General features: G+C 61.6%; 20 protein-coding genes. 12 read left to right on the forward strand and 8 right to left on the reverse strand.

Annotation, left to right across the window (positions count from 1 at the left end; all coding sequences use genetic code 11):
* Positions 1 to 60 precede the first annotated feature (60 nt).
* From BCY88_RS05550 to BCY88_RS05560, 3 genes are all read left to right on the forward strand, one after another.
* The gene (locus tag BCY88_RS05550) at positions 61 to 618 is read left to right on the forward strand and encodes a carboxymuconolactone decarboxylase family protein (protein WP_120343304.1); all 558 of its coding nucleotides are present in this window, start codon (positions 61 to 63) and stop codon (positions 616 to 618) included.
* Positions 619 to 686: 68 nt separating this feature from the next.
* Positions 687 to 1,001 (forward strand): YdhR family protein, encoded by a 315-nt coding sequence (locus BCY88_RS05555; RefSeq protein WP_120343305.1) that lies wholly within the window; start codon positions 687 to 689, stop codon positions 999 to 1,001.
* Positions 1,002 to 1,124: 123 nt separating this feature from the next.
* Positions 1,125 to 1,781, forward strand: coding sequence for an HAD family hydrolase (locus tag BCY88_RS05560; RefSeq protein ID WP_120343306.1), 657 nt, complete (start codon positions 1,125 to 1,127; stop codon positions 1,779 to 1,781).
* On the opposite strand, the gene BCY88_RS05565 is transcribed toward BCY88_RS05560, so the two are convergent.
* Together BCY88_RS05565 and BCY88_RS05570 are read right to left on the reverse strand one after the other, a co-directional pair.
* Complete coding sequence (locus BCY88_RS05565; protein ID WP_120343417.1) at positions 1,782 to 2,696, reverse strand: DMT family transporter; 915 nt, start codon at positions 2,694 to 2,696, stop codon at positions 1,782 to 1,784. It lies immediately after the preceding gene.
* A 288-nt stretch (positions 2,697 to 2,984) separates the two neighbouring features.
* Entirely contained in the window at positions 2,985 to 3,653 is a 669-nt protein-coding gene (locus tag BCY88_RS05570) for a response regulator (RefSeq protein WP_120343307.1), read from the reverse strand.
* A gap of 288 nt (positions 3,654 to 3,941) precedes the next feature.
* Between BCY88_RS05570 and BCY88_RS05575 the strand changes: the two genes are divergently transcribed.
* Positions 3,942 to 7,295 carry a hybrid sensor histidine kinase/response regulator gene (locus BCY88_RS05575; protein WP_120343308.1) on the forward strand — a complete coding sequence of 1,118 codons (3,354 nt, stop codon included), beginning with the start codon at positions 3,942 to 3,944 and terminating at the stop codon, positions 7,293 to 7,295.
* Between the two features lie 28 nt (positions 7,296 to 7,323).
* On the opposite strand, the gene BCY88_RS05580 is transcribed toward BCY88_RS05575, so the two are convergent.
* Entirely contained in the window at positions 7,324 to 7,527 is a 204-nt protein-coding gene (locus BCY88_RS05580; protein ID WP_147408502.1) for a hypothetical protein, read from the reverse strand.
* 503 nt (positions 7,528 to 8,030) lie between these two features.
* On the opposite strand from BCY88_RS05580, the gene BCY88_RS05585 reads away from it, so the two are divergent.
* From BCY88_RS05585 to ald, 6 genes are all read left to right on the forward strand, one after another.
* The gene (locus BCY88_RS05585) at positions 8,031 to 8,564 is read left to right on the forward strand and encodes a fimbrial protein (protein WP_120343310.1); all 534 of its coding nucleotides are present in this window, start codon (positions 8,031 to 8,033) and stop codon (positions 8,562 to 8,564) included.
* 110 nt (positions 8,565 to 8,674) lie between these two features.
* Entirely contained in the window at positions 8,675 to 11,137 is a 2,463-nt protein-coding gene (locus BCY88_RS05590; protein ID WP_183081291.1) for a fimbria/pilus outer membrane usher protein, read from the forward strand.
* Between the two features lie 76 nt (positions 11,138 to 11,213).
* Positions 11,214 to 11,894, forward strand: coding sequence for a fimbrial biogenesis chaperone (locus tag BCY88_RS05595; RefSeq protein ID WP_259461260.1), 681 nt, complete (start codon positions 11,214 to 11,216; stop codon positions 11,892 to 11,894).
* 35 nt (positions 11,895 to 11,929) lie between these two features.
* Positions 11,930 to 12,913 (forward strand): fimbrial protein, encoded by a 984-nt coding sequence (locus BCY88_RS05600; protein ID WP_404935679.1) that lies wholly within the window; start codon positions 11,930 to 11,932, stop codon positions 12,911 to 12,913.
* A gap of 171 nt (positions 12,914 to 13,084) precedes the next feature.
* Positions 13,085 to 16,984 (forward strand): autotransporter outer membrane beta-barrel domain-containing protein, encoded by a 3,900-nt coding sequence (locus BCY88_RS05605; RefSeq protein WP_120343314.1) that lies wholly within the window; start codon positions 13,085 to 13,087, stop codon positions 16,982 to 16,984.
* Between the two features lie 455 nt (positions 16,985 to 17,439).
* The gene (gene ald, locus BCY88_RS05610) at positions 17,440 to 18,558 is read left to right on the forward strand and encodes an alanine dehydrogenase (RefSeq protein WP_120343315.1); all 1,119 of its coding nucleotides are present in this window, start codon (positions 17,440 to 17,442) and stop codon (positions 18,556 to 18,558) included.
* Between the two features lie 140 nt (positions 18,559 to 18,698).
* Here ald and BCY88_RS05615 read toward each other — a convergent pair whose 3' ends face one another.
* Positions 18,699 to 19,217, reverse strand: a complete 519-nt coding sequence (locus BCY88_RS05615; RefSeq protein WP_120343316.1) for a lipocalin-like domain-containing protein — start codon at positions 19,215 to 19,217, stop codon at positions 18,699 to 18,701.
* A 164-nt stretch (positions 19,218 to 19,381) separates the two neighbouring features.
* Here BCY88_RS05615 and BCY88_RS05620 point away from each other — a divergent pair, with 164 nt between their 5' ends.
* Positions 19,382 to 20,257 (forward strand): LysR substrate-binding domain-containing protein, encoded by an 876-nt coding sequence (locus BCY88_RS05620; protein WP_120343317.1) that lies wholly within the window; start codon positions 19,382 to 19,384, stop codon positions 20,255 to 20,257.
* A 430-nt stretch (positions 20,258 to 20,687) separates the two neighbouring features.
* Positions 20,688 to 21,686: an AraC family transcriptional regulator gene (locus tag BCY88_RS05625; protein ID WP_259461253.1), complete on the forward strand. Its 999-nt coding sequence runs from the start codon at positions 20,688 to 20,690 to the stop codon at positions 21,684 to 21,686.
* A 9-nt stretch (positions 21,687 to 21,695) separates the two neighbouring features.
* Here BCY88_RS05625 and BCY88_RS05630 read toward each other — a convergent pair whose 3' ends face one another.
* The 4 genes from BCY88_RS05630 to BCY88_RS05645 all read right to left on the reverse strand — a co-directional run bounded on the left by BCY88_RS05630 (position 21,696) and on the right by BCY88_RS05645 (position 26,230).
* Positions 21,696 to 23,330 carry a 3-(methylthio)propionyl-CoA ligase gene (locus BCY88_RS05630; RefSeq protein ID WP_183081300.1) on the reverse strand — a complete coding sequence of 545 codons (1,635 nt, stop codon included), beginning with the start codon at positions 23,328 to 23,330 and terminating at the stop codon, positions 21,696 to 21,698.
* Positions 23,331 to 23,563: 233 nt separating this feature from the next.
* Complete coding sequence (locus tag BCY88_RS05635) at positions 23,564 to 24,457, reverse strand: LysR family transcriptional regulator (RefSeq protein ID WP_120343320.1); 894 nt, start codon at positions 24,455 to 24,457, stop codon at positions 23,564 to 23,566.
* 114 nt (positions 24,458 to 24,571) lie between these two features.
* Positions 24,572 to 25,192: a cysteine hydrolase family protein gene (locus BCY88_RS05640; protein WP_120343321.1), complete on the reverse strand. Its 621-nt coding sequence runs from the start codon at positions 25,190 to 25,192 to the stop codon at positions 24,572 to 24,574.
* Between the two features lie 75 nt (positions 25,193 to 25,267).
* Positions 25,268 to 26,230, reverse strand: coding sequence for a LysR family transcriptional regulator (locus BCY88_RS05645; protein ID WP_120343322.1), 963 nt, complete (start codon positions 26,228 to 26,230; stop codon positions 25,268 to 25,270).
* Positions 26,231 to 26,301 lie beyond the last annotated feature (71 nt).

Genomic DNA, 26,301 nt, shown 5'->3' on the forward strand with positions numbered 1-26,301 from the left:
TTACTTTTTATAGCAGTGTGATTAGGATTTGCTATTGAAAATATAGCACGAGGAGATGATATGCCCGCTCGTATCGCCGCCGCTCAGCCGCCGCTTCCGCCCGCCATCCATGCTGTCCTGGAGAAGACCATGCCGCCGGGCGTGCCGCCGCTTGGCCTCTTCACGACGATGGCTCGCGACGAGCGCCTGTTCGGCAAGTTCTTCGCCGCCAGCTTGCTGGACCGTGGCCACCTGACGCTGCGGCAACGCGAGTTGATCATCGATCGAACCACCGCGCTGTGTGGATCCGAGTACGAGTGGGGCGTGCACATGACTTTCTTTGGTGCACGTGCCGGTCTCTCGTCCGAGCAGATCGAGGCGCTGGTACATGGCACTCCTCAAGACGAATGCTGGTCGTCCGAAGACTCAGCCGTTCTGCAAATGTGTGACGCGCTGCATCGCGACTGCAATATCGACGAAGCTTCATGGCAGGCGCTGCGCGCGCACTTCGCCGAGGAGGCGGTCCTTGAGATGCTGATGCTGGCGGGTTTCTATCGAACAGTGAGCTATCTCACCAATGCTCTGCAATTGCCGCTCGAATCTTACGCGATGCGCTTTCCTGTCCGCGCAGCGACCTGAAGGCTGCAATTATTCGCCCGCCGGGCGGCAAGATCTCTAACAGTTTTCACAACCGAGGGAGCGTTCCGATGATTACCGTGATCACGTCGTTCAAGTTGCCAAAGCCGATCACACGCGAAGAGGCGCGAAGCCTTTTCCTGAGCAAAGCCCCGAGATATCGAGGCGTAGCCGGACTTCTTCGCAAGTGTTATGTCCTGTCGCAAGACGGGAGCACTGCAGGCGGAGTCTATCTCTGGCGTTCGCGCGCCGAAGCTGAGGCGATGTACACAGAGAACTGGAAGACAATCGCGCGGCAGACGTACGGTGCAGACCCTTCGGTCACGTACTTTGAGAGTCCCGTGGTGATCGATAACGTTACCGACGAGATTCTCTCCGATGAGTAGCCTCGATCTTTATGTTCCGAGGCCTGCAATAGCAACGCAAACGCATGTCTTCGCGTGAACGGACTTTTGTCAGTCATGCTGCACAAACCCTTCGCTATCTGAACCTGGAACGGGAGCCTTTTAATGGCAGATGGACACGTCAAAGCCATCATGTTTGACTTTGATCTCACGCTGGCGGACTCGTCTAATGGAATCGTGGAATGTACACGGTATGCATTGCGAACGATGGGCGTCCCGCAGGTCGAGAGCGAGCGGATTCACGCCGTTATCGGCTTACCCTTGCAAGGTATGTTTCAAATACTGACCGGGATCGCAGAGACGGAACGTGCTGACGAATTCGCACGTCTGTTTGTCGAGCGAGCCGATGAAGTCATGGTGTCATCCACCCGGATCTATCGGCAAGTTCCTGACCTATTCGAGCGGTTGCGGGCTCAGGGCATCCATGTGGCGATCGTGTCGAGCAAGTTCCGCTACCGTATCGAGGCGATCCTGGACGCCGCCCGGTTGCGCCCGCTGGTGGATGTGATCGTTGGGGGAGAGGACGTGACTCGCCACAAACCACACCCTGACGCGCTTGTGCTGGCATTGACGCATCTGCGCGTGCCGGCCGCCTCGGCAATATATGTCGGCGACCATCCTGTCGATGCCGACGCGGCGCGGGCCGCGGGCGTGAGTTTTGTTGGCGTATTGAGCGGCACGATGTCGGGCGAAGAATGGTCCGCCCGGGGCGAGCGCTGCGTCAAGGAGCATATTGGAGAGCTGGCCCAATGGGTACGCTGATCAGAAGCTTTTCTGGACTTTCCGTGACGGAATCGTCATTGCGGCGACTCCAGCGACTACACACCCCAGCCCCAACCACGCTGACGCAGACAGCGATTCCCCGAGAAACACGATGCTTATCGCGACGCCGATAGGAACCCGCAGATAGGCTTGCGCCGTTGTACCAACCGAACCCAGCGTTTGCACAAGTCGAAAGTAAATAACGAACGCGAGCGCGGTCGAAAAGATCGCGAGCGCCGTAAGCGCCATGAGTGATTGCAACGAAGGATGGAGTGTCCAGGGGCGGTCAACCACCAGACTGACAGGAACCAGCAGGATCGCGCCGACAATGAGCGAACCCGCGGCAGGAGCGGCGGGCGAGAGTCCTTTGAAGGACCGTCCGTAAATCGCCGCCGCTGCATAGCAAACCGTCGCTGTGACGATCGCCAACTGTGGAATGAGCTGCCGCCCAAGTCCTTCGAACGCGCTGACACCAACAACCAGACATATACCGGCGAGCCCGGCGACGACGCCGAACAGTTTGCGAGGTGTTATGTGTTCATGGCGAGTGATAAGCCACGTTCCGAGAAACGCCATGACAGGTGAGGCCGAATTCAGGATTGTCGCCAAACCGGCGTCCACCGAACGCTCGGCCCACGCGATGAGCGTGAAAGGAACAACGCTGTTCAGCAAAGCCTGTACGAAAAAACGCCGCCACACTGCTGCGTCGCGAGGCATGGAAATGCGCCGAGCGGTCATCCAGAGCAGAAGGGCCGATCCGGCAATGAGCGTTCTCGCTGCGATCAGCGTGAGCGGGGGTATGGTAGCAACGCCAATCTTGATAAATGTGTAAGACGCTCCCCACAGTGTCGAAAGTGTCAGAAGCAGGATCAGGTCAAGAATGGTGTTGGGTCCGCTCGTACTCGTTGCATGTATTTTGGACAATTCGTTTTCGCAGTGACGGGGTGGAGATCTACGCGGCCCGTGGCGCACCGCATGGGCGAATTATGGAAGTACCCCGGAGCGAATGTTTCAGCATGGAGCGAAATGTGGATTGCCGTCACGTCAACCGCCCCTTGCCGTTGCAACGTGCGTCGCAAGCTTTGTGCATGGCCTCCACAGGTTGGAAGCCGTCAAGGTAAGGGCAGGGTGGAGCGAATGCGTTAGCCGGGCTCTTTCTGAAAGTCGATCCGGCCGCATGGCTTACGCGTATGCCGCATGCATTCACGCGTCTTGCTGTGGTTCGGTTGTCACGACCAGCCCCGTTTCGTAGGCGAAGCGAAACAGATCGGCATCGCGTTCAATGCCGAGCTTGCGCATGGCGTTCATCTTCTGTGAACTGATCGTCTGTTTGGTGCGATGCAACTGGCTCGCGATTTCGTTGATCGACAGGCCCGACACATAAAGGCGCACCACTTCCGCCTCGCGCTTGGTCAATTGCCGCGCGCCTGTTTCGCTCATCCGGCCGTGCGCGGCGGAGGCCTCCGGCGTCTGGGTGCTCGGTGAAAAATAGGCGGAGCCCGCATACACGGTATGGATGGCCGAAATCAGATGGCCCACGTCGTCGATCTTGTTGAGCACCGAGCGGATGCCGAGTTTCAACATCTCCTGCACCATTGCCGGGTTGCTGATCGTGGTGAAGACGATGATCTTGAGGTCAGGGTAGCGGCGCCGCAGAAATGACAGCAACGCCATGCCGTCGCCGAATTCACCGCCTGGCATGGCGTAGTCGGTGATGAGAATGTCGCACGACACGTGCGATAGAAGCTCGACGATCTCGGTCGAGTTGCGCGCGGTACCCGCTACGTTGAGCGTATGTATGCCGGATAGTTCATGTTTGATGCCGGCTATCAGCGCGGGATGATCGTCTGCCAGCACAAGATTGATTTTCATGGGTGACGTGGCCAGGTGGCGTTGGGCGACGGTTTGCCGTCAGCAGTCGGGTACATGGGCAGAATTTAGCCGATCTTGTTGCGCTGCGATGTCGGACCCGTCTGTAGTGATGCGTCATTCACATCAGACTAGTCATATATTACGCAATCTGGCGCTTGTCCGGTCTGCTTGCCTGTCGGTCGGCTCCCGTTCGGGCCGCAAGTCGATGGATAATCCGGTCAAACGCAGCCGCGTGCATCGCCATGCCGCCGCGCACTTCATCCACTGTAAACGGAGTTTCGTGCACCTATGCCCCAAACCCTCCAGCGTGGTGTGCTTGGCCGGCTGCGGCGCTACCAGCGCCTGCTGATGTTCGGTGGCGGCGTGGTCATCACGGCGGTCGTTCTGCTCGCAACCGCTCTCGATACCGTGTCGACCGTGCGTGCGCACATTGTCAATGAGCGGCAGGCTTTTCTCGTCGACAGGAGTCTCGTGATGAACGAGATCCAGGCGAGCGAGGGGTCGTTCCGCAACGGCCTGATCAACGCTGAACTGATCTGGAGCGAGCCGCCGTCGGTCGATTCCGCGCTCGTCGAGCGCTTTCACGCCGGCGGCGACGAAATGGTGCTCCAGCCGTTTCCCACGCTGCGCTCACAACTCGTGTTCGGCGCACCAGGTAATCCCCCGTCCTATACGGAGATCGATCGCTTTCTCGGGCTGGCCACGCAACTCGCGCGCAGCAGCACGGCGAACTCGCTGCAGCGCGGACAGCAGCTCAGCGGTTACTACTACAACGTGAAGCGCGATCTGGCCGCGCTGATTCCCGCGCCTTCGCCGCGCGACGCGCGTATGGCCGCGGTGCTGGCAGACCGCCGCAAGCTGATGGATGCGTTGATCAACGATCTCGGCGATCTGATGAACAGTCCGGCCGACGACTCGCTCAGCCAGCTGCGTCCGGTGCGCTGGATGCCGCCGTCGATCAATCCGCTCACCGGCGCCGTCTCGGTGCGGCTTGCCGGACCTGCGTTCGATCACGGCAAGCCGTTTGCCGTGCTGGTCACCGAGTATGCACCGCAGGCGCTGACTGCGCCGCTTTCGGTGGACCGCTTCGATGGCACGTTTCTGGTCGTGTCGGCCGACGGCCAGCTGATTGCGACTGCGGCGCAGCATGAGCCGGAGCAGGCGTTGATCGATAGTGTGCTCAAGTCGGGCGTCTCGCAGAAGAAGGGCGGCGCCCCCCTCGAGTCATACAGCGACGGCATCTTTACGATGCGCGGCCCGCTGGGCGATACGGGGTGGACGCTGGTCTATGCGTTTTCGTGGCGCAACATTGCGTCTGGTGTCGCAACCCAGATCGGCACGACCGCCAGCACCACCACCGCGATTCTCGTCGTTCTGTGGGTGCTGCTTTTCATGTTCAACCGGCGCATCTTCGTTCCGATGTTCGAACGCTCGCGGCGCGTATTCGAGAGCGAACATCTGAGCCGCACGCTGATCGAGACGGCACCCGTCGGGCTCGGACTAATCTCGACCGGTACGGGTGTGCCGCTCTTGCGCAGCCCGGTCATGGTGGCGATGGCATCGCGGGTCGTTGTGGACGCGCCGACGCTGTCGGCTGAACTCGTGCGCCGTCATGCACGCCACGCGCAAGGCGCTGCGTCGCGCACGGAACGTGACGTCGTCTACGACGATATCGCGCTGCCGACGCGTGAAGGCGCTCAGGTGGACCTGGCGGTCAGTCTCGCCCCCGCACGTTACCAGGGCGAGGACGTGCTCGTAACCGCGTTCACGGACATCACGGCAAAAAAGCTGCTCGAGCAGCAGTTGCGCGACGCGAAGCGCGCGGCTGATTCGGCGAATCTCGCCAAGTCCGCTTTCCTCGCGGCAATGAGCCACGAGATTCGCACGCCGCTCAACGCCATTCTCGGCAATCTCGAACTGCTCGCTCATTCGCCGCTCAACGCAGCGCAAAAGGACCGGTTGACGACGATCCGCACGTCATCGGACGGGTTGCTGGCAATCATCAGCGACGTCCTCGATTTTTCGAAGATCGAAGCGGGGGAGATGCTGCTCGAGCAGATCGAATTCGACGTGGTGGAGGTGATCGGGCGTGCGCTGACGATCTTCGCGCCGGTCGCCCTCGCGAAGGGTGTGCAGCTCTATGGCGTGTTCAACACGGCGAGCGCACAGCCGATGCGGGGCGACCCGGTGCGCCTCGGGCAGATCCTGCACAACCTGCTCAGCAACGCGATCAAGTTCACGCGGGTGGGCAAGGTGACCTTGAGGGTGTCCATAGAGGCGCGGCAAGACGGTGCGGCGGGCCTTGTCGTGGCAATCGAAGACACCGGCATCGGGATGTCGTCCGAACAGCAGCACGGGCTCTTCCAGGCGTTCTCGCAGGCCGATACGTCGATCAACCGGCGTTTCGGCGGTACGGGGCTCGGCCTCGCACTGTGCCGCCGTCTGCTCGACGCGATGGGTGGCACCATCGAGGTCGCGAGCGAACCGGACATGGGCAGCCGCTTTACGGTGCGGCTGCCGCTCGGTGGCCGCCAGCCGGTCGAATCTCAAGCCACCGTGTTTGCGGGCGAGCCGGTGATCTTCCTGTCGTCCGCCGACGAATGGCGGGAGTTCGCGGAGCCGCATCTCGCGGCATGGGGGCTGCGCGTCGAGACGTACCGGCATCCGGCACTCGTCGGCGAAGCGGCGCTGGATGCGGCCCGGGCGCTGATTATTTGCGGCGAACACGATACGTGGCATCCCGTCGAGGAAAACCGCCTCGTGGAAGGTGCGGCCTGGGTAGTCGAGTGTCATCGCGACGGGCCTGTCCAACCGGTGCGCACGGGGCGCGTCGTGAGCGTCTCGTGTTACTCGCTAAAGGGTCTCGAAGCGGCGCTGCGTCTGGCTCTGCGTGGCGAGGCACAGGCTGCGCGACCGCAACCGGCCGCGCGCGCGGACGACGCGCCGCTGGCCATGCCGCGCCGCCTGCGCGTGCTGGTGGCTGAAGACAATGCAGTCAACCAGCAGCTCTTCGCTGAACAGTTAGCGATGCTGGGTTGCGAGGCGCGCGTCGTGGATCGTGGGGCGGCTGCACTCACAGCGCTGTCCGAGGGCCAGTGGGATGTCCTGCTCACCGATCTCAGCATGCCGGAGATGAGCGGTTATGAACTGGCGGACGCCGTCCACGCACGCTGGCCGTCGCTGCCGATCATGGCCGTCACGGCGCATGTCACCGTCGAGGAGCGTGCCCGCTGTGAGGCGGCCGGTATGCAGCAGGTGCTGACCAAGCCTTTGTCGTTAGGGCAACTGGCCGATGTCTTACTCGTTGTCGCCGGCACGGCACAGGCAAGTGTCGCGCAACCCGTCGACGACCGGCAGTCGATGCTCGGCGGCAAGCCGATTCCAGCGCATCTGCGGGAGACTTTCACGGAATCGTGCACGGCGTCGCTCGCAACGATCCGTGCCGCACAGATGAACGGAGATGTCGCGGGTGTGCTCGCCGAACTGCATTCGCTGAAAGGCGCGCTGGGCGTGTTCGGCCAGAAGCCGCTCGCGCTGCAGTGCGGGGAGATCGAGCTACAAGTTAAACAGGACGGAATCGCGGGGTTGGGCGACGCGTACGTACAGTTCGAGGCGGCTGTGGCGGCATTGATCGGACGTTGAGCGGACGTTGAGCGGCGATACATCCGTATCAGCAGTGGTCGGCGGCGCGTGGATCGCCCGTGCCCGGAGGTGCATCGTCACGTTCCCACTGCTCGATCATTTTCCGGCGATGTTTCGGCGATGCGAGCAGGAACTCGTTCATCGACGAGATGAAACGTTGCTGATTAAATTCGTTTAGCTCAGCGAATATCAGCAGCGCATGATTCGCAGCGGATCTTTTCTGTTTTGTCACGGGTGCCTTCGAAATTACGTATGCGCAGAGCGATTCGCCCGCACACACGCGTCGGATTCATAAAACGTTCGCCTGATCGGCCAGCATAGGCGGCGAGTCGGTCTGAAGCCGGTCTGAACGCGTGCGAGCCCAGTGTAGCGACTGCTTGAGCGAAGCAGAATGTGACGGATACTAAAAGCGGCGCACTCATCAGCTAGTGCGCTTGTGCTCGGCCTGCCGCTATCGGCAGGCCGTTTTTTTTGGGGCAGATGCATGCGGCCCCAACGTGAATTGGATGTGCCATGCACCTGCGATTGCTCTGATGCGAGAGACACGGTCGCGAAATTTCGGACTGGTCAAATAGTTTGGGAAGGACCGTTTGACGACAATGTGCTTGCCGTTTGCGTGCTGATCCGCCACCTGAAAATCAGGAAGCGTCATCTGGAATTCACGCGGCGGCGCGACGGGCATCGCTTTGTATGCCCGGACGCTTTATCAGCAATCAACGTCAATACGGAAATTCCATGAAGAAGGCCATCATCGGCTCCGCTGTCCTCGCAGCACTGTCGTCCTCTGTTTTTGCCGCAGCTCCGCAAGTCGGCGCGGGTAACCCTGGTGTCATCACGTTCACGGGCGAAATCGTCGCGGGCGCTTGTGGTATCGACAGCAACTCGCTCGACCAGACTGTCTCGCTCGGCCAGGTGCCGGCGCACGACTTCGCCAAGGTCGGCGACCGCTCGCCGGCACAGAACTTCGACATCGTGCTGACCGACTGCGATACCACCACGTCCGCCAACGCGTACTTCACCTTCACCGGCACGGCCGACACGATCGTTCCGGGCCTGTTCGCGACGACGGGTGGCGCGGGCAACGTCGGTATCCGTCTGCAGACGGCAGCGGGTGAGTACCTCGACAACGGCACGGAGCAGAAGGCGCCGGTCGTGCTGTCGAACGGCAACAACACGGTGCGTTTCGGCGCGATGTACGAATCGACCGCAGCGACGGTGACGCCGGGTGAAGCGGACTCGGTTGCGAACTTCACGGTTCGCTATCAGTAAGCCTCGCAGGTCTGACAAAGGGGGCGCGCAGCGCCCCCTTTGCTTTTCCAAATTCATCGACGTTCCACCGGAAGACACGAGTTGTGCGTATCAGGAAGTCACTGTTGTGGATGTCCGCGCTGGCAGTTTGCGGCCACGCGCAGGCGACCGAATTCAATTCGTCGTTCCTGAGCATTGACGACGAAAGCGGTCTCAATCTCGCCCAGTTTTCTCATGCCGACTACACGATGCCAGGGACGTATCTGCTCGACGTGTCGGTCAACGATCAATATTTCGGCCGGCTATCGATCGATTTCGTTGCCGGTGACGAACCCGATACCAGCTACGCTTGCCTGCCGGAAGCGCTCGTCTCGCAATTCGGCTTGAAGCCGAAGCTTTTCGAAACGCTGCCGCGTACCCGCGATAGAACCTGCGTCAACATTGAATCGATCGAAGGCGCGAAGATCACCTATGTGAAGAGTACCGCACGACTGAAGATCAGCATTCCCCAGGTTGCCTTCGAATACGACGATCCGAATTACATTCCGCGCGAACGCTGGAGCGACGGCATCGACGGCGCCATGCTCGACTACCGCGTGATCGCCAACACGAACCGTCAACTGGGCACCGGCTATGCCGGCGCGCAGACCAATTCGCTGCAAGCCTACGGCACGGTCGGCGCGAACTGGGGTGCATGGCGCTTTCGTGGCGACTACCAGGCACAGACGAGCTCCGGCGGTAACGGCGCATATGGCGGCGCCGATCGCAATTTCCAGTTCAACCGGCTGTACGCGTTTCGAGCGCTACCGTCGATTCGCTCGACGGTAGCGCTCGGCGACAACTATCTGAACTCGGATATCTTCGACACCTTCGCGCTCACCGGCGTCACGATGCAGAGCGACGACCGCATGCTGCCGCCGTCGATGCGCGGTTACGCGCCCTTGATCACCGGTGTGGCGCGCACCTCGGCGACGGTCACTGTCTCGCAGCAAGGACGCGTGCTCTACGCCACCAAAGTTTCGCCGGGCGCCTTTGCGTTGCAGGACATCAGTGCGAACGTGCAGGGCACACTCGACGTTACCGTGCAGGAAGAAGACGGCAGCGAGCAGAAGTTTACGGTCACGAGCGCGGCGGTGCCGTTCCTCGCGCGCCAGGGCGAGATCCGCTATAAAGCGGCCGTCGGCCAGCCGCGTCTGTTCGGCGGCGCGGGTATTACGCCGCTGTTCGGTTTTGCCGAGGCGGCCTATGGCCTGCCGCTGGATGTGACGGCATACGGCGGCACGATAGCGGCCTCCGGTTATATGTCGCTTGCCGGCGGGCTCGGCAAAGACCTCGGCGAATTCGGCGCAGTGTCGGTCGACGTGACGACTTCGCGCGCGTCGCTCTGGTGGAACGGCAAGACTCAGAGCGGCCAGTCGTACCGCTTCAACTACTCGAAGCACTTCGATACGCTCGATACCGACCTGCGTTTCTTCGGCTACCGCTTTTCCGACCGCACCTATACGACGTTTTCGCAATTCAGCGGCGATCCCACCGCCTATGGTCTCGCGGGCGGCAAGCAACGTTATTCGATGACGCTCGCGAAGCGTATCTGGGGCGTGTCCACGTATCTCTCATACGACCATTCGAGCTATTGGGACCGTGAGGCGGACGACCGCTTCGGCCTCACGCTCGCGCGTACGGTGTCGGTCGGCACGCTGAAGAACGTCAGCCTGAACTTCTCCGCTTTCCGTAACCAAAGCGTGACGGGCAGCGGCAATCAGGTCTTCGTCTCTGCGACGATCCCGCTCGGCAACCGGCAGACCGCCGCAGCGAACGTCACGTCGAGCAGTACCGGCGGTGTGAACGTCAACGCGGGCTTCATGGGCGACAACGGCGACGGACTCAGCTATTCGGTGTATGGCGGCACCTCGGACGGCAGGCCGTCCGCCAACGCGAATGCCCGCCTGCGGACATCGTCGTATCAGGTCAGCTTGCAGGCGGCCACGGTAGTGAATACGTTCGCCGCGGCTTCACTCGAAGTTGACGGCTCGGTCGTGGCGACGCGTCACGGCATCACGCCGCATGCGAACGGTGCAAACGGCGACACGCGCCTGTTGGTATCCACCGATGGCGTACCGAATGTCGCCTTGTCGGGCAGTCAGGCGCGCACGAATTCGGCGGGCTATGCGGTGATTGGCTCGGTATCGCCGTTCGACGCATTCGATGCTCGCGTGAACGTCAACAAGCTCGCGCTGGACACCCAGGTGACGAATCCGGTGCAACGCCTCGTGCTGACCGATGGCTCGATTGGCTACGTGCATTTCGAGGCCGCGCGCGGCCGCAATCTGCTCGTCGCACTCACCCGGAGCGACGGCCGCGTGGCGCCGTTCGGCGCCTCCGTGCAGGACGCGAAGACCGGCAAGGAAGTCGGCATTGTCGGCGAACGTGGCATCACCTATCTCACGCAGGTGCAGAAGAACAGCGAACTGGCCGTGCACGTGGGCGACACGCTCCTGTGCCGGCTCGGCACGCTGCCGGACGACCTGCAGCTCGAAGGGGCGGCGACGCCCATCACATGCAACCCGGAGGCGCCGATCGCCGGCGGCTCCTGACCAAGGACGACTTCTCATGATGAAAACCGGTTTCCTGCGTTCCACCTCGCTGCGGCTCTGCACCGCTTTCCTGCTGATGGGCCCGCTGTTTGCGCATGGCGCGATCGTTCCAGACCGCACACGGGTCATCTACGACGAAGGTGTGCAGTCGGCGAGCATCACCATCGCCAACAAGAGACCGAAGTATCCCTACCTCGTGCAGTCGTGGATCGAGGATAAGGACGGCAACAAGGTCTCTTCGCCATTCATGGTGCTGCCGCCGCTGCAACGCGTCGAACCGAACGACCGCAACATTCTGCGCATCGTGATGCTGCCCGGCAGCGTCTTGCCGGCCGATCGCGAGTCGGTGTTCTACCTGAATATCCGTGAGATTCCGCCGAAGACGGACGCAGTCAACGCCTTGCAGATCGCCCTGCATTCGAAGCTCAAGCTGTTCTATCGGCCCAAGGGCGTGCAGCCCGCGCGCGGCGAGGACCCCACGCTGGCGATGACCATGCGGATCGACACGGCCTCACGCAAGCTGGTGTTCGATAACCCGACGCCGTATCACGTCACCGTGGTCGAACTGAAAAGCGGCGAGAAAAAGACGCCCGTGCCGCTCGAAGCCGTGATGGTACGTCCGATGAGCCAGAGCGAAGTGCCGTTCAATGAAACCGCGCCAGCCACGCTGTACGTGGCGCATATGAACGACTATGGCGGTCAGACGGAAGTTCAGTACACCTGCAATGCGGGTGCCTGCGCGAGCGTGAAACCATGACGAGACCGAGCTCATCCGCGAGATTCAGTGGACGTATGGTCAGGCTCGTGCTGCTCTTCATCCTCTGTTTGCAGGCGCATTCGGCGTGGGCCATGCGCTGTGTGACGAGCGCGGGCGCTGACAAGTTCATCGAACCGATCGGGTCGGTGCAGAGCTACCCGGTCAATGTGCCCGACGGCTATATCATCTGGATCTCGCCGACCCGCACCACCACCGGCTACTGCTACAAGGATCTCAGCGGCCCGGGCAGTCTGCCGTTTGACGATCCCGTCTCGTTCTACGCGAATCCGGCAAACATCGATCCGGCCGTGTGGGGACTCGAGATCGGCATCCGCTACCAGGGCGTCGACTACTTCGGTGCGGGCAGCGCGCCGGGGCAGGGTGTGCCGACAGGCAACGTGGTTCCTGCCTGCTCACAGGACAATTTCAACGCCGGGCTGTGCCCGAAAATCCCGGTGAGCATCACGTATCAGGTCGTGGTGAGGAAGCGCGGAGCATGGGTTGGAATACCTCAGGATACCTACACGGTGTTCCAGTTCGACGGCAAGTTCGGGATCAACTGCTGCAATACGAGCTTTCAGTACATCCTGAGCGGGCTGGAAAATCTGAAGCCGACGCCGTGTACTGTCGACGTCACCGTCAATCCCGAGCCGGGCGTCATCGACTTCGGCCAGGTGCAGAGAGTTCCAACGGGATTCTCGCCGGTCAAACCGACGAGGCCATTTTCGCTGGCGCTGGACAAGACATGCAATGAGTCGGTGCAGATAGGGGGGTACTTCGAGACATCGAACCCGGTGCAGAACAATCTGATTCTGCCGGAGCAGGACAGCCAGTTCGGCATTGGCATTCAGGACCGCAACGGACAGCAGATACCGGTTGGTGAGCCGTTTCCTCTGGCGACTTTCACAGCGACTCAAGCCCATATCGAAGTGCCGATGACAGCGACACTCCAGCCGCTCGGCACACCGAAGATTGGTCCGTTCAACGCTGTGGTGACGGTGCGGGTGTTGTACGACTGAGCGTTGCAGCCGCGCCGCTGCGTGTCCCAGAGGGAGTAAAAGTGGCGCGAATGAGTGCATATAGGACCAGTCCTATATGACTCCTCAAAATGTCGTACTGGTCAAATAGATGGCGTCGCAGCGAAAAGAGAACATGACATCACTTCCTCTTCGCACATGTGAGACGACACTATGAACCACGCCTATCTTGTAATCTGGAACGCGACAACCTCGACCTGGTGTGCTGTATCTGAGACTGCGGCCCGTCGCAAGAAAGGCGCGCGTCGTCTCACTCCGCTGGGAGCGTGCCTGCTCCTCGCCGGTGTCGGCATGGCCGCCGGCGCGGCGCACGCGCAGTCCATCACGTTCCCCACCACCTCCACCGTCGACATTGGCAACACAACCACTGGGGTCACGAGCCTGCTGGTGGGCAATAACGTCACCGGCACGCTCACGGGGGCAGGCGGTACATTGGTGTATTCGGGTGGACCCTTCGCACTGGGCGGCACGGTCTATCGGACGACGCAGACCCTCGATATGTCGGGGCTCAGCAATTTCGTTTTTAACAGTCCCACCAGCTTATTCAGCGTGAGCGGGCAGATGAGTGGAGGCGCGGTGCAGGCGGGTTCGACCGCCGGCACTCTGGTTCTGGCGGGCGACTCCAATACGATCACGGCTTCCAGGTTTGGGATAGGCGACAGGAATCGTTCTCTGTCCGCGAACGCAACCAACGACGGCACAGTCTCGCTCGGGCAGCGTAATACCATCAACGCCGACTTGATCATGATTGGCAACAACCAGGCTGGCGGCACGCTCAATTTTCAGAGCGGGGTTGCGGACGGCACACTCGTTGTGCGTGGTACGGATGGCAGCAGCCCGGTCTCTACCTGGAGTATCGGCACCGGCGCCAACAGTAATTACAGCGGTAGCACCGGCACGGTGGATCTTTCCCAGGGTTCGCTGGATGCACGAGTCGACAACCTGACCCTCGGTGCGGCCGTCTTTGGCTCGCAGTCAGCAAGCGGCACCTTCAAGCTGGGTGCTGGCCTGCTGGACGCCAATTCAATCACCCTGGGGCAGCGCAGCAGTACCACGGGCGCCGGCGGGGCAAGCGGCACGCTGACGATTGGCAGCGGCACGGTACGTGCACAGACGCTGACGATAGGTGACCGCTCGGGCACGACGGGAACCGCCACAGGCATTGTGAACCTGAACGGCGGCGGCGCGCTACGTGTGCAGACCATCCAGCCCGGCGCGGGTACCGCGACGCGCACGATCAACTGGAACAACGGCACCATCGGCAACTACGCCGATGGCGCGGACATGACGATCTCCGGCGCCAACATCGTGCTGGCGGGAACCGGCACACATACGTTCCAGATCGACGGTGCCGATGCAGTCGGTACGGTGAATTCGACGCTGAGCAATGCCACCGGCGCCAAAGGAACACTTGTCAAGGCAGGCTCCGGTACGCTCGTGCTCGCCGCGAACAACACCTATAGCGGCGGCACGACGGTGAACGATGGGCTGGTCAATTTCCGCACACTGTCCAACCTTGGCACGGGCAACGTCACGCTCGACGGCGGCGGTTTGCAATGGGCTACTGGCAATAGCGTGGATGTCTCGCCGCGTCTGAACGCGCTCGGTCAGAACGGCGCCTTTCTCGACACCAATGGCAATGACGTGACGCTCGCCCAGGGGATCTCGGGCGACGGCGGTGTGCTGGTCAAACAGGGCGCGGGCACGCTGACCCTGACCGGCGACAACACGTATGACGGCGGCACCCAGATCGACGCCGGCACCGTGCAGATCGGCAACGGCGGCACGGCCGGCAGCATCCAGGGTGATGTGCTGAACAACGGCGCGCTGGTGGTCGACCGTGCCGATGAGGTGACGCTGTCGGGTGCAATCTCCGGAACTGGCACGCTGACGCAGGCAGGCACGGGTACCACGATTCTCACGGGCGACAGCACGTTCGCCGGCCCGACCACGATCGACTCGGGCACATTGCAACTCGGCGATGGCGGCACCAGTGGCAGCCTGACGGGACCGATCGTCAACAACGCGGCACTCGCTGTTGACCGTTCCGATACGGTGGTCCTGCCTGGCGTGATTTCCGGCACGGGCTCACTCACGCAAATGGGCACCGGGACCACCGTGCTCGCGGGCGAGAACACATACACCGGCGGTACGACGATCGACGCCGGCACGCTGCAGATCGGTAACGGCGGCACCACGGGCAGCATCGTCGGCGATGTCACCAATAACGGCACGCTGGCGTTCAATCGCGCCGACACGGTGACGTTTTCGAATCTGATCAGTGGTACGGGCGGTCTGGTGCAGGCGGGGCCGGGCACCCTCAACCTGGAGGGCGATCAGACCTACAGTGGACCGACCACGGTGCAAGGCGGCGTGCTGGCGGTGAACGGTTCCATTCAGTCGGCGACGAACGTCATGGCTGGCGGCACGCTCGGCGGCTACGGCACCATCATTGGTGACGTGCAGAATGCGGGCGTAGTCGCACCGGGCAGCGCCGGCACGCCGGGCGGATCGTTCGGAAACCTGATGATTCACGGCAACTACGTGGGCGACGGCGGCAAGCTGGTACTCAACACCGTACTGGGCGACGACAGTTCGCCGACCGACCGTCTGGTGATCGACGGCTCTGCGTCGGACGCCGCTCGGGCCGTTGAAAGCGTCTCGGCCTCGGGCGATACCGGGCTGGTGGTCAAGCGGGCAGGCGGCACCGGTGCGCAGACGAACGTCGGTATCCAGGTGGTGTCGGCGGTCAACGGTGCGACCACCGAGGCGGGTGCGTTCACGCTTGACTCGGCGTCGGACGGCTATCGCAAGGGCTTTGGCACGGTGTCGGCCGGTGGCTATGACTACATGCTCGAGCGCGGCGGCAACGGTGGCAATGCACAGGACTGGTACCTGGTCTCGGCGGCGCCGCCCGTTACACCCATTACGCCCGTCACGCCTGTTGATCCGGTAGACCCCGTGAAACCCGTCGAACCGGAGGTGCCGGTTGATCCGGGCAAGCCCGTTGCGCCGCCCAATCCAGGCGAGCAGGAAGACAACGCCGGCACGGCGCCCGTTACGCCCACGGCGCCAGCACCGCTCGTTACGCCCGAACCGGATGCCTACCTCGGCAACGCGTGGGCCGCGACGATGATGCCTATCCACACGCTGCATCAGCGTCAGGGTCAGGCGGGCGGCAACGTCGACGGAGGTACCGGCATTGACGACGCGGCATGGGTGCGCGTGGAAGGCCAGAGCATGTCGATGACCGGCAACGGCCGTGACGTGTCGGGCAACAACCGTACGATCCACGCAGGCGGCGACGTGCTGCGCTTCAAGGACGGCGGCGACGGCAGTTTCCGGGTCGGTGTGATGGGCATGTACGGTAGCCAGACCAACTGGTCGACGCGTGAGCTGTGGAACCCGCTTGCCAATAACTTCCAATCGGCTACCGCGCGCGGCAGTGTCGAAGGCTACAACGTCGGTCTCTATGGCACGTGGTATGGCAATCGCGACATCCTGTCGGGTCCGTACGTCGATACGTGGCTGATGTACGGCGCGTACAGCAACACCGTCGGCGGCAGCCTCGCGACCGACTCGTACCGTTCAAGCACCGTCACCGGTTCGCTCGAAACGGGTTACTCGATTCCGGTGTACCAGCGGGGCAACACGCGTGTGTTCGTCGAGCCGCAGGCTCAGGTGATTTACTCGCACTACAGTGCGGACGAGCATGCCGCACCGGCCGGCCTGATCGGCGGCCAGAGCGACAACAACGTGCTGACACGTGTGGGCGTGCGCTTGCATGGCACAACGCCGGTAGGCAACAGCGGCGCGCAACTGCGTCCGTTCGTCGAGACTAACTGGTGGCATGGTCCGTCGTCGCCGTCGGTCGCGATCGACGGCAACATGTTCAACCTGAGCATGCCCGCCAACCGGATGGAATTGAAGACCGGGTTGCAGGGACAGGTGACAAAGAACCTCTCGGTGACGGGTTCGGTGGGAGTGCAAACCAATTTCGGTGGCTACGGCGTCGTGACGGGGCAACTGGCAGCGAAATACAGCTGGAAGTAATGCCGGGTAAGCATCGCTTTGTCAGTCACAAGGAGGAGACGGGACTAGATATAAACCCTTAGTCATCCGATGCAAGGTGACGGACACGCATCGCGTCATTCAGGCGTTTCAACCAAAATTCACCACAATTACATTAACAACACCTACCACGGCGCCGATAGTATTGTGGAAATTACTACTCGCAACTGGAGACAACGCCTGCGTCACGCTTGATTTCCGCATGCATACCGTTCCGATGCGTCCCGTCACAACCTGCCGCTGGTGAGGTACCCGGTGACGGCGTCGCCAGCAGGTGAAACCGGGTAGACGGTGACGATCGTTTCTTGCGATCCTGCCTGCCTCCTGCGTGCGTTGGCGTCGTCGGCGCCTCCCTCGCCAATGCTCGTCGTTTGCGCGAGGCGTCTGAGGAATCAGATTATTTCGCGGCAGACCGGCAGTCCCATACAGGAGGCAATATGCATATAGGCGTTCCGAAGGAGATCAAAAACCACGAGTATCGCGTCGGTCTCACGCCGTCTTCCGTGCGTGAGATCGTCGCGCACGGACACAGCGTGGACGTCGAGACAGGCGCTGGCGCAGGCATCGGCGCAACGGACGACGCGTACCGGGCCGCGGGCGCGCAGGTTGCGTCCAGCGCGGAAGCGGTGTTTGCCGCGGCCGACATGATCGTCAAGGTGAAAGAGCCCCAGGCGCGCGAGCGAGCGATGCTGCGACGCGGACAGATTCTTTTCACCTATTTGCACCTCGCGCCGGACCCCGAGCAGTGCGCCGATCTCGTCCGAAGCAACGCGGTCTGCATTGCGTATGAGACCGTCACGCAACGCGGCGGCGGACTGCCTCTGCTCGCGCCGATGTCAGAAGTTGCGGGCCGCATGTCGATTCAGGCGGGTGCGTTCAGCCTGGAACGCGCGCACGGTGGCAAGGGCATCCTGCTTGGCGGCGTGGCGGGCGTGCCCCCCGCGAAGATTGTGATTCTCGGCGCCGGCGTGGTCGGCTCCAATGCCGCGCAGATGGCTGTCGGCACGGGGGCGCAGGTCGTCGTGATCGACCGCAGTGTCGATGCGTTGCGTCGCATGGATCGGCTGCTGGGCGCACGTGTGATCACCTTGTATTCGAATCAGGACAACATCGAACGGTACGTGCTCGATGCCGACCTCGTGATCGGCGGCGTGCTCGTGCCCGGCGCCACTGCGCCCAAACTCGTCACGCGCAAGATGGTCGAGGCGATGAGCCCCGGCTCCGTCATCGTCGATGTCGCGATCGACCAGGGTGGGTGCTGCGAAACCGCGAAGCCCACGACTCACGCGGAGCCTACGTACAGAGTTGGCGAAGTCGTCCACTACTGTGTCGCGAACATGCCAGGCGGTGTGCCGCGCACGTCCACTTACGCGTTGAATAACGCGACGCTTCCCTTCGTTCTGCAGATTGCCGACCAGGGCTGGCGCAAGGCGCTTACCGATGACGAACATCTGCGTCGAGGCCTGAATGTCGCGTTCGGCAAGGTGACCTGTCCCGAGGTCGCCGAGGCACTGGGCTACACCTGCGAGGATGCAGTCGCCATCGCCGCTGAATAACAAAACCATCGAGACGCCGGCTGGTAGGGGTATCCGGTTTAGATACCCGTACCAGCCGCGCCATTTGCCCGCCTGATCGCTATCGTTCGCGATACCGCCGGCCGTGACGCAAAGTCGTCGCGCAGTGTTCGATTGTCCGTCTAGTTCAGACGGCGCCAGACCGAAATCGGCACATCTCCATTCGGTCGGGGCGCTACGCGATAGCTCAGTTCGCCGCCTTTAAGCTCGTAGCTTCGCTTCTGCTGCTCGCCCTCCCAATTGGGAAACGAAGCATTCTGAATATGAAAAATCAAGGTTCCGCCGGCCGGGTCCACGCTGATCGTACCGAAGTGCGTGCTGGAACCCATGACGGCCGCTTTGTACTCGGCCGGCGTTCCTGTGCCCTTGTCGCCTGAAGCGAATTGAGGGCGTTCTGCCTTGAAAATCTGCAGCGAGTAGTGTCCCTGCGCGTCGATGAGCAGCAGTCCTCTGGGCGCGGCACCGTAGTCGCGATCCCGCGAGCCATCGGGATGCTGGACATCGGCTGCCGCCAAAGTCCACGTCCCTGCCAGCGAGGGCTCGACGGCTATCGTATCGGCACGCACGACGCTCGCCAGTAACGTGCACGCAGAGAAGACAGTCGCCAGGATGCCGTGCTTAAAAACCCTATTGCCGTTCATACAGTGAATTTCTCCGTGAGTTGATGCAGAAACCTGCTCGTATCAAGACCTGATCGAGATATCCGTGACGTGCGCATTGCGATCGAACACCGTCATCAATGGTAGCCAGACGAATGTGTAATGAATGCGATAATTCAGCGTCATTACTTCAGAAAAACTGAATCATGCCGCTGCCTAACCTGGATATGGACGCCTTGAGAACGTTTCTGTTGACCCAACAGCTCGGGAGTCTGAACCGCGCTGCTGAACGGATAGGCCGCTCGCAATCGGCAGTCAGCCAGCAGATGCGCAAGCTGGAGGAACAGGTAGGCCAGGCTTTGTTTCGCAGACGAGGGCGAGGTCTGGCGTTGACCGAATCCGGCGATCTGATCCTCTCGTACGCGCGCCGTATTCTTGATCTCAACGATGAAGCCGCTCGGGCCGTTCGGGGGACAAGTGTTGCGGGTGCTGTGCGCTTTGGCTTACCAGGCGATTTCGCGGAAACGTGGCTCCCGGCGGCCCTGGGGCAATTCAAGAAGACGCATCCGGCAGTTCTCGTAGAGATCGCGGTTGACCGCAATGGTCTCCTGCTGGAGCGGCTGGACCGGGGCGATCTCGATCTCGTGCTTGCGATGGGCAATGAGAGTCGCCGGGATGCTGAACACGTGGCCACGTTGCAGATGGCATGGATCGGCCCGGCCGGGATCGACATGCGTGCCCGCCGTGATGCCCCTCTGGACCTGGCGCTGTACAACTCGCCTTGCCTTTTTCGTCGCGCCGGTATCGAGGCGCTCGAACAGGCAAACATTTCGTGGAGATTGGCCTACACCACCTCCAGCCTTCAAAGTCTTTGGGCCGGCGTGATGGCAGGGCTTGGCATCACATTGAGAACGGCGAGCGGGCTGCCTTCGTCTCTCAGGCAACTCGATGCCAAGGATGGTCTCCCGCCATTGCCGGCGGTCCAACTTTGCCTGCACGCCGGACAGCGCGCGATTTCACCGGCCTTGGCCGAGCTGAAACGCGTTGTCATCGAGAATGCCATGAACCATCTCGGCGTGTAGATGTAGACAGGCTGAATCGTCTGCCGGCCGTGAGCCGATATGCGCTGCCATCGATGATGGAGGTAGGGGTAGCGGCGTTTGCCGTTGTGGATGAATCCGGCGGCCTTTGGTGGCGGCGAGCACAGCGCGCCGGGACAGTAACTGGCTAACAGCGGCAGCTTCGGCGCCGCATGTCAGGTTGCCGGCACAATCGCTTGACCCGCATTGCCTGTCGTCGCGGCTTGAGGATTTTTTCGTAAAAACGGAGGATAACGAAATTATATAAATGGTTTTCCGTTCATCGATCTTCCTGGCTATTGAGTCAATCCGTGGTGCTGAATCATCCAGAGCCTGGCATCGCTGGCAAACCGCTTCTTCGCTTCGGCTTGTGACAGAATGCGGTTGGGATTTCTCATCAGAAGACGCGCTTCGATCTGTCCGGATAACACCATTGAACTTTCTTGCTACCACCGTCCCGATCTCGCTGGTCAACGGCGTTCTGGCCAGCGCGGACCCCGCCGCGGTCGAGCGTCTGGCTGAGCAATCGGGTATCTCCCGTGAACTGCTGCACGCGGCGGGCGCCCGGGTAACGCAGGAGCAGTTCGCCACGCTCTACCGGATGCTTGCCAACGAACTGGACGACGAGATGCCCGGCATTTTCAGCCGGCCGCTGCGTAACGGGACCTTGAAATACCTGTGTTTGAGCCTGCTCGATGCATCGCGGCTCGATGTCGCGATGCATCGGATGAGGCAGTTCCTGCATCTGATTCTCGATGAATTCAGGCTTGAAACGCGTCGCGAAGATGGGTTTTGCCGCGTTGAATTAGTGGCAAATCCGCAAGGTCCGGCTCTCACTGTGCTCGCACGTCAACTCATGCTCAAGTTCGTGCATGGGCTCGCGTCGTGGTTGATCGGTCAGCGGATTCCATTGATCGAAGTGGAGTTCGATTTTCCGCGTTCGCCGAATGCGGCTGACTATCTTTATCTTTTTCCGGGTCCTGTGCGGTTCAATTGCGCGAGAACCTGCATGTGTTTCGAGGCGCGGTATCTCGACATGGCGATTCGCCAGCACAAACCGGATCTAAAGAAATTTCTGTTGCGTGCGCCGGAAGACTGGATCTTTGTGTCATTTGCCGAACAAATGGCCAGCCATCGTGTTCGGCAATATATTTCCAGTTGTCTTCCGCAGGTTCCGACCATCGAGGTGGTCGCACGCGATCTGCATTACTCCGTCCGTACGTTGTGCCGGCGGTTGTCGGCCGAAGGCACAACCTTCCAGGCGGTCAAGGATGAATTGCGCCGTGACATTGCCATTCAGCGTCTCACGCGCTCGGCCGATGCGATTCGCGCCATTGCCTATGACGTCGGCTTCGACGACCCGACGGCGTTTCATCGGGCATTCCGTCATTGGACCGGCAGCACGCCTCACGCCTATCGTCAGCCGGTCTGATTCAAGGCGCTAGATGGAAGCGGCGGCGTACGTGTTGGCCAGATGTTTGCCGAAGCGCTGCCGGAGGGCGAGCTTCTGTAGCTTTCCTGTTGCGGTGAGCGGCAGCTCGGAAACAAACACGACGTCGTCCGGAATCCACCATTTCGCAACCCGTCCGTGATAGAACGCCAATAGTTCCGGCGCGCTCAAGGTACTGTCAGGTCGGCGTACTGCGATCAGCAAGGGGCGTTCGTCCCACTTCGGATGCTCGCACGCAATGCAGGCGGCCATGGCGATTTCCGGATGCGACATGGCGATGTTTTCCACTTCGATGGAAGAAATCCATTCGCCGCCGGATTTGATGACGTCCTTGCTGCGGTCCGTAATCTGCATGTAGCCGTCGGCGTCGATCGTTGCGACGTCGCCGGTGGGAAACCAGCCGTCTTGCAACGCGGACTGCTCCTCGCCAAAGTAGTTTTCCATCACCCAGTGGCCGCGCGCCATCAAATCGCCGGCGGACTTACCGTCCCACGGCAACTCTTCGCCGTTCGCGTCGACGACCTTCAGGTCGATTCCGGCTACCGTGTGCCCCTGTTTTGCGTCGATGCGCGCGCGCTCGTCCGCAGGCTTGTCCGCGTAGCTTTGCAACGGCGTGCAGATGGTGCCGAGCGGTGACAGTTCCGTCATGCCCCATGCGTGTATCGCGGTAATGCCGCAATCGCGTAAAGATGCAGCCAGTTGCGGGGGGCATGCCGCCCCGCCGACCAGAGCGCGCTTGAAAGTTCCGCTGCGCTTGCCCGTGCGGCGCATATAGTCCACCAGTCCGAGCCAGATAGTCGGCACACCTGCAGAAAAGGTAACCCCTTCCTGCTCGAAGAGTGCGCATAAGGAATCGCCGTCGAGCCTGGCGCCCGGCAGAACCAGTTTGGCCCCTGCCAATGCGGCGGAAAACGGCAAGCCCCAGGCGTTCACATGGAACATTGGCACTACCGGCGCGATGGTGTCGGTCGCCGACAGGTTGAGCGCATCCGGCATCACCGTTGCGTAAGCCATCAGCGCGAGCGAACGATGCGAATACAGCACCCCCTTGGGATTGCCGGTGGTGCCTGACGTGTAGCACAGAACGGCGGCTTCGCGCTCGTCGAACTGAGGCCATGCGAAAACCCCGGGATGTTCGCCGATCAGGGTTTCGTAACTCTCCAGTGGGACTGCGAAGGTCTGCGGCAGTGCCGCGTCGTCGCACAGCATGATCCACGTTTCCACATGCGGACACTGCGGGGCAATCTGTTCGACGAGTGCTGTGAACGAAGCATCGAAACAGATCACCCGGTCGCGTGCATGATTGATGATGTAGGCGATCTGTTCGGGGAAGAGCCGCGGATTGATCGTATGACAAACCGCGCCAATGCCAGCCACGCCGTAATACAACTCCATGTGGCGGTAGCCGTTCCATGCGATCGTGCCGATGCGATCCCCCGCGACGATGCCACGGCTCGTCAATGCGCCGGCCAGTTGCATGGCTCGCGTGTGGCAATCCCGGTAGGTGTACCGGTGGATGTCGCCCTCTACGCGGCGCGATACGATTTCGACCCCACCGGCATGGCGCGCCGCTCGCTGTAGCAACGACGACAGCAACAACGGCGCATACATCATCTGGCCAGCCATATTCATGAACCTGTCTCCTGACTTAGTCTTCGACCGCGATCTGCCGCGCGGTTATCGCGGACCATTCTAGTCAGGAGCGCTTGTTTGAACATTGGCACACCTGGCCGATTGATTGACAAAATCTGCCAATCCCGGCTTATCGGAGGCGCGTAGCGGTGCGTGTCGGCGACCGGCGCCGCAGTTCGTCACCGCAGATCGTCACCGCCGTTCGTCACTGAAGGCAAGCGGGTACCTTACCGCTCGCGATAGTGCTCGACCATATGGTCCACGAACGCTCGCACCGTGGGCGCGACATAGCGCGTTTGCGGGTAAAGGGCGTAATAGTGGCGCGCGCCGAGGGAGTAGGCGGGCAAAACCTGAACCAGTTGGCCGCGCGCCAGATCGGTCTGAACGGTGTGTCGCGTGAACGCCGCGATGCCCGCACCGGCCAGCGCGGCGGCGTACAGCGCGGTGATCGCGTCCAATGCCAGGCGGCCATTCAGATCGACATGGACCGGCGCACCGCGGCCGGATGTGAGCACCCACTGGTCCGTCGCATTGGCGCCTGAAAAGGTCAGCAACTCGTGCCTGGCAAGTTGCCCCGGCGCACGTGGAAGCCCGTGTTGTGCCAGATAGGCGGGGGAGGCGACGAGGACGATGTCCGACACCGTCAAGGTTCGTGCAATCAGGCTGGTGTCGGCGAGAGGTTCGCTGATACGCAGCGCGACGTCGAAACCCTCAGCAACGAGATCGACGAATTGATCGCTGCACGACAGATCGAGCTGGAGGTCGGGGTAACGTTTCTGGAGCGCGGGAAGCCAGTCTCCCAGTTCAAGCGTGCCGATGGCAAGGGGTACGCTCACGCGCAACCGGCCAGCCACCCTTTGATGTTCGCCGGCCATCGCCTGGCTTGCCGCATCGACACGCTCGATAATGTCGACGCTGGCCGCGAAGTAGCGCTCGCCCGCGGCGGTGAGCGCGAATCTTCGCGTGTTACGGTTGATCAACTGGACACCGAGCGTGGCCTCAAGCTGCTTGAGCTGACGCGATACGGTCGAATGCGACGTGTCGAGCCGTTCGGCGGCAGCTGAAAATCCCTTGGCCTCCACGATGCAGCGGAAGACCCGCATGGCGAGCAGTTGGTCCATGAATCGAGCATCGAGCGCGTTGTCGAAGCGTCGGATGCTAACACGGCCCGGTAGCCGAACCGCCCGGCATCGCGCCGGCGTGGCGTGAATGGCGCGAATAGTGCGGTTCTGGCTTCACGAGGTGCCTGACGAAGCCAGCGACAGCACCTCCCGTGTGTTGAGCACGGAGCCAAAGGTATCCGCAATTTCGGCCAATGCACTCAGGTGCAGCATCTCGTGCGGGACGCTGGCCGTGTCGTTGAACTCGATGTCGCGGGTCGCGCACGCGTCCGCTGCCACCACGACTTCAAAACCGGCAGGCACAGCATCACGCGCGGCGCCGGCAACGCAGGCATGCGTCATCAGCCCGCATATCACGAGGTGGGTGATGCCATCGGCTTTCAGCGTCTGCGCCAGATCGGTACTGGCAAACACGCTGACGGAAGTCTTCGTGATCAAACGATGATTGGCTTTCGGCTGGATATCCGCACAGATTTCGGCAAACCGGCCGTTGGCGGCGAACAGGGGCGACTCGGCCGGCGCGACGTGCTGCACGTGCACGACAGTCCAGCCATGGCGATCGGCGTAGTCGACGAGGGCGCGTGCGTTGTGCAAGGCGCTCGTGCCGTTGGGAATCGGCAACGAGCCCGTGAAATACTCGTTCTGGAAATCAATGACCAGCAAGGCGGTGGTGCGGGCCGGCAAAGAAGTGGGCTGACCGGCACCGAGGATGCTACGCAGTGTGCGCTTCGACATGTTCGTGTTCCTTTCGACTGACTGGGAAGGAACGCAGTCTAGGGGCCGCGGGTTGCCGCTACAACGCCGCGTGCGTCACAAGTTCTGTGCACGATATGCACAGCTCGCCGGCAGACAAGCTTCTGCGTTGCCGGCGGCGCTCGCCGCAACCTGGCGCAGCCCCTGCGCCAGCGCCACGAACTGCATCGCCCGGGCATTGGCGTCGCCACGGCGGTGAGCAATGTACAAGGTAGTGGTGGTATCGGTCTCGTCCAGCTGTCTGAACACCACCCCTGGCAGCGCGATGGCCTGCAGCGTCGAAGGCACGAGCGCGACGCCGAGCCCGGTGGCCGTCAGTCCGATCAGGGTCGAAGCCTGCTGGGCCTCCTGAACCACCTGAGGCTCGAACCCGCGTTTCGCGCACAACGCGACCGTCTTTTCGTAGACCGCGACCCCCGCTTGCCGCGGATAGGCGATGAACGGCTCGTCGCGCAAATCCTTGAGCTTGATCGATGCCGCTTTGGCGAGCCGATGGCGGGCATGCATGGCGAGCACAAGCGGCTCTTCCATGAGCGGCGTGAACACCAGATCGGCGGAGGGTGGGCCCTCGGGCATCCGCAACAAACCGACGTCGATTTCGCGCTGCTCGAGCGCCTCGATCTGCCGGGACGACGACAGCTCCAGCAACGTGATGTTGACCTTCGGACGTTGCGTCCGGTACGCATGAATCAGCTTGGGGAAAAACGGCGACAGCGTCGACGCATTGGTAAAACCGACCCGCAAACGCCCCACGTCGCCGCTGACCGTCTCCCAGACGCTTTCCTTCGCGTGTTCGATCCGCGCGAGGATCGCTCGGGCGTCGTCCAGCAACGCCAGGCCCGCCTCGGTCAGCGCGACGGAGCGGCGCGTGCGGTGAAAGAGCCGCGCGCCCAGTTCCGTCTCCAGCGACTGGATCGCAAGGCTCAACGGCGCCTGCGTAATGCCCAGCCGCTCGGCGCTGCGGCGGAAATGCAGTTCCTGCGCCAGCACCACGAAAAACTCCAGATGACGGATATTCATTGATTTGCTCTGTAAATCAATAACCTTGATTTGGAGAATAAATCAAAACTGTTTCCCGGGCGATACTGTCT

The organism is Paraburkholderia fungorum (assembly GCF_003610895.1).
Lineage (GTDB): Bacteria > Pseudomonadota > Gammaproteobacteria > Burkholderiales > Burkholderiaceae > Paraburkholderia > Paraburkholderia fungorum_B.

Excerpts from the sequence above, each read along its gene's own strand:
- BCY88_RS05605 (WP_120343314.1), top strand. The coding sequence starts at position 13,085 with ATGAACCACGCCTATCTTGTAATCTGGAACGCGACAACCTCGACCTGG.
- BCY88_RS05615 (WP_120343316.1), bottom strand. The coding sequence starts at position 19,217 with ATGAACGGCAATAGGGTTTTTAAGCACGGCATCCTGGCGACTGTCTTC.
- BCY88_RS05570 (WP_120343307.1), bottom strand. The coding sequence starts at position 3,653 with ATGAAAATCAATCTTGTGCTGGCAGACGATCATCCCGCGCTGATAGCC.
- BCY88_RS05575 (WP_120343308.1), top strand. The coding sequence starts at position 3,942 with ATGCCCCAAACCCTCCAGCGTGGTGTGCTTGGCCGGCTGCGGCGCTAC.
- BCY88_RS05550 (WP_120343304.1), top strand. The coding sequence starts at position 61 with ATGCCCGCTCGTATCGCCGCCGCTCAGCCGCCGCTTCCGCCCGCCATC.
- BCY88_RS05595 (WP_259461260.1), top strand. The coding sequence starts at position 11,214 with ATGGGCCCGCTGTTTGCGCATGGCGCGATCGTTCCAGACCGCACACGG.
- BCY88_RS05630 (WP_183081300.1), bottom strand. The coding sequence starts at position 23,330 with ATGGCTGGCCAGATGATGTATGCGCCGTTGTTGCTGTCGTCGTTGCTA.
- BCY88_RS05585 (WP_120343310.1), top strand. The coding sequence starts at position 8,031 with ATGAAGAAGGCCATCATCGGCTCCGCTGTCCTCGCAGCACTGTCGTCC.
- BCY88_RS05640 (WP_120343321.1), bottom strand. The coding sequence starts at position 25,192 with ATGTCGAAGCGCACACTGCGTAGCATCCTCGGTGCCGGTCAGCCCACT.
- BCY88_RS05620 (WP_120343317.1), top strand. The coding sequence starts at position 19,382 with ATGCCGCTGCCTAACCTGGATATGGACGCCTTGAGAACGTTTCTGTTG.
- BCY88_RS05645 (WP_120343322.1), bottom strand. The coding sequence starts at position 26,230 with ATGAATATCCGTCATCTGGAGTTTTTCGTGGTGCTGGCGCAGGAACTG.
- BCY88_RS05555 (WP_120343305.1), top strand. The coding sequence starts at position 687 with ATGATTACCGTGATCACGTCGTTCAAGTTGCCAAAGCCGATCACACGC.
- ald (WP_120343315.1), top strand. The coding sequence starts at position 17,440 with ATGCATATAGGCGTTCCGAAGGAGATCAAAAACCACGAGTATCGCGTC.
- BCY88_RS05590 (WP_183081291.1), top strand. The coding sequence starts at position 8,675 with ATGTCCGCGCTGGCAGTTTGCGGCCACGCGCAGGCGACCGAATTCAAT.
- BCY88_RS05560 (WP_120343306.1), top strand. The coding sequence starts at position 1,125 with ATGGCAGATGGACACGTCAAAGCCATCATGTTTGACTTTGATCTCACG.
- BCY88_RS05600 (WP_404935679.1), top strand. The coding sequence starts at position 11,930 with ATGGTCAGGCTCGTGCTGCTCTTCATCCTCTGTTTGCAGGCGCATTCG.
- BCY88_RS05635 (WP_120343320.1), bottom strand. The coding sequence starts at position 24,457 with ATGGACCAACTGCTCGCCATGCGGGTCTTCCGCTGCATCGTGGAGGCC.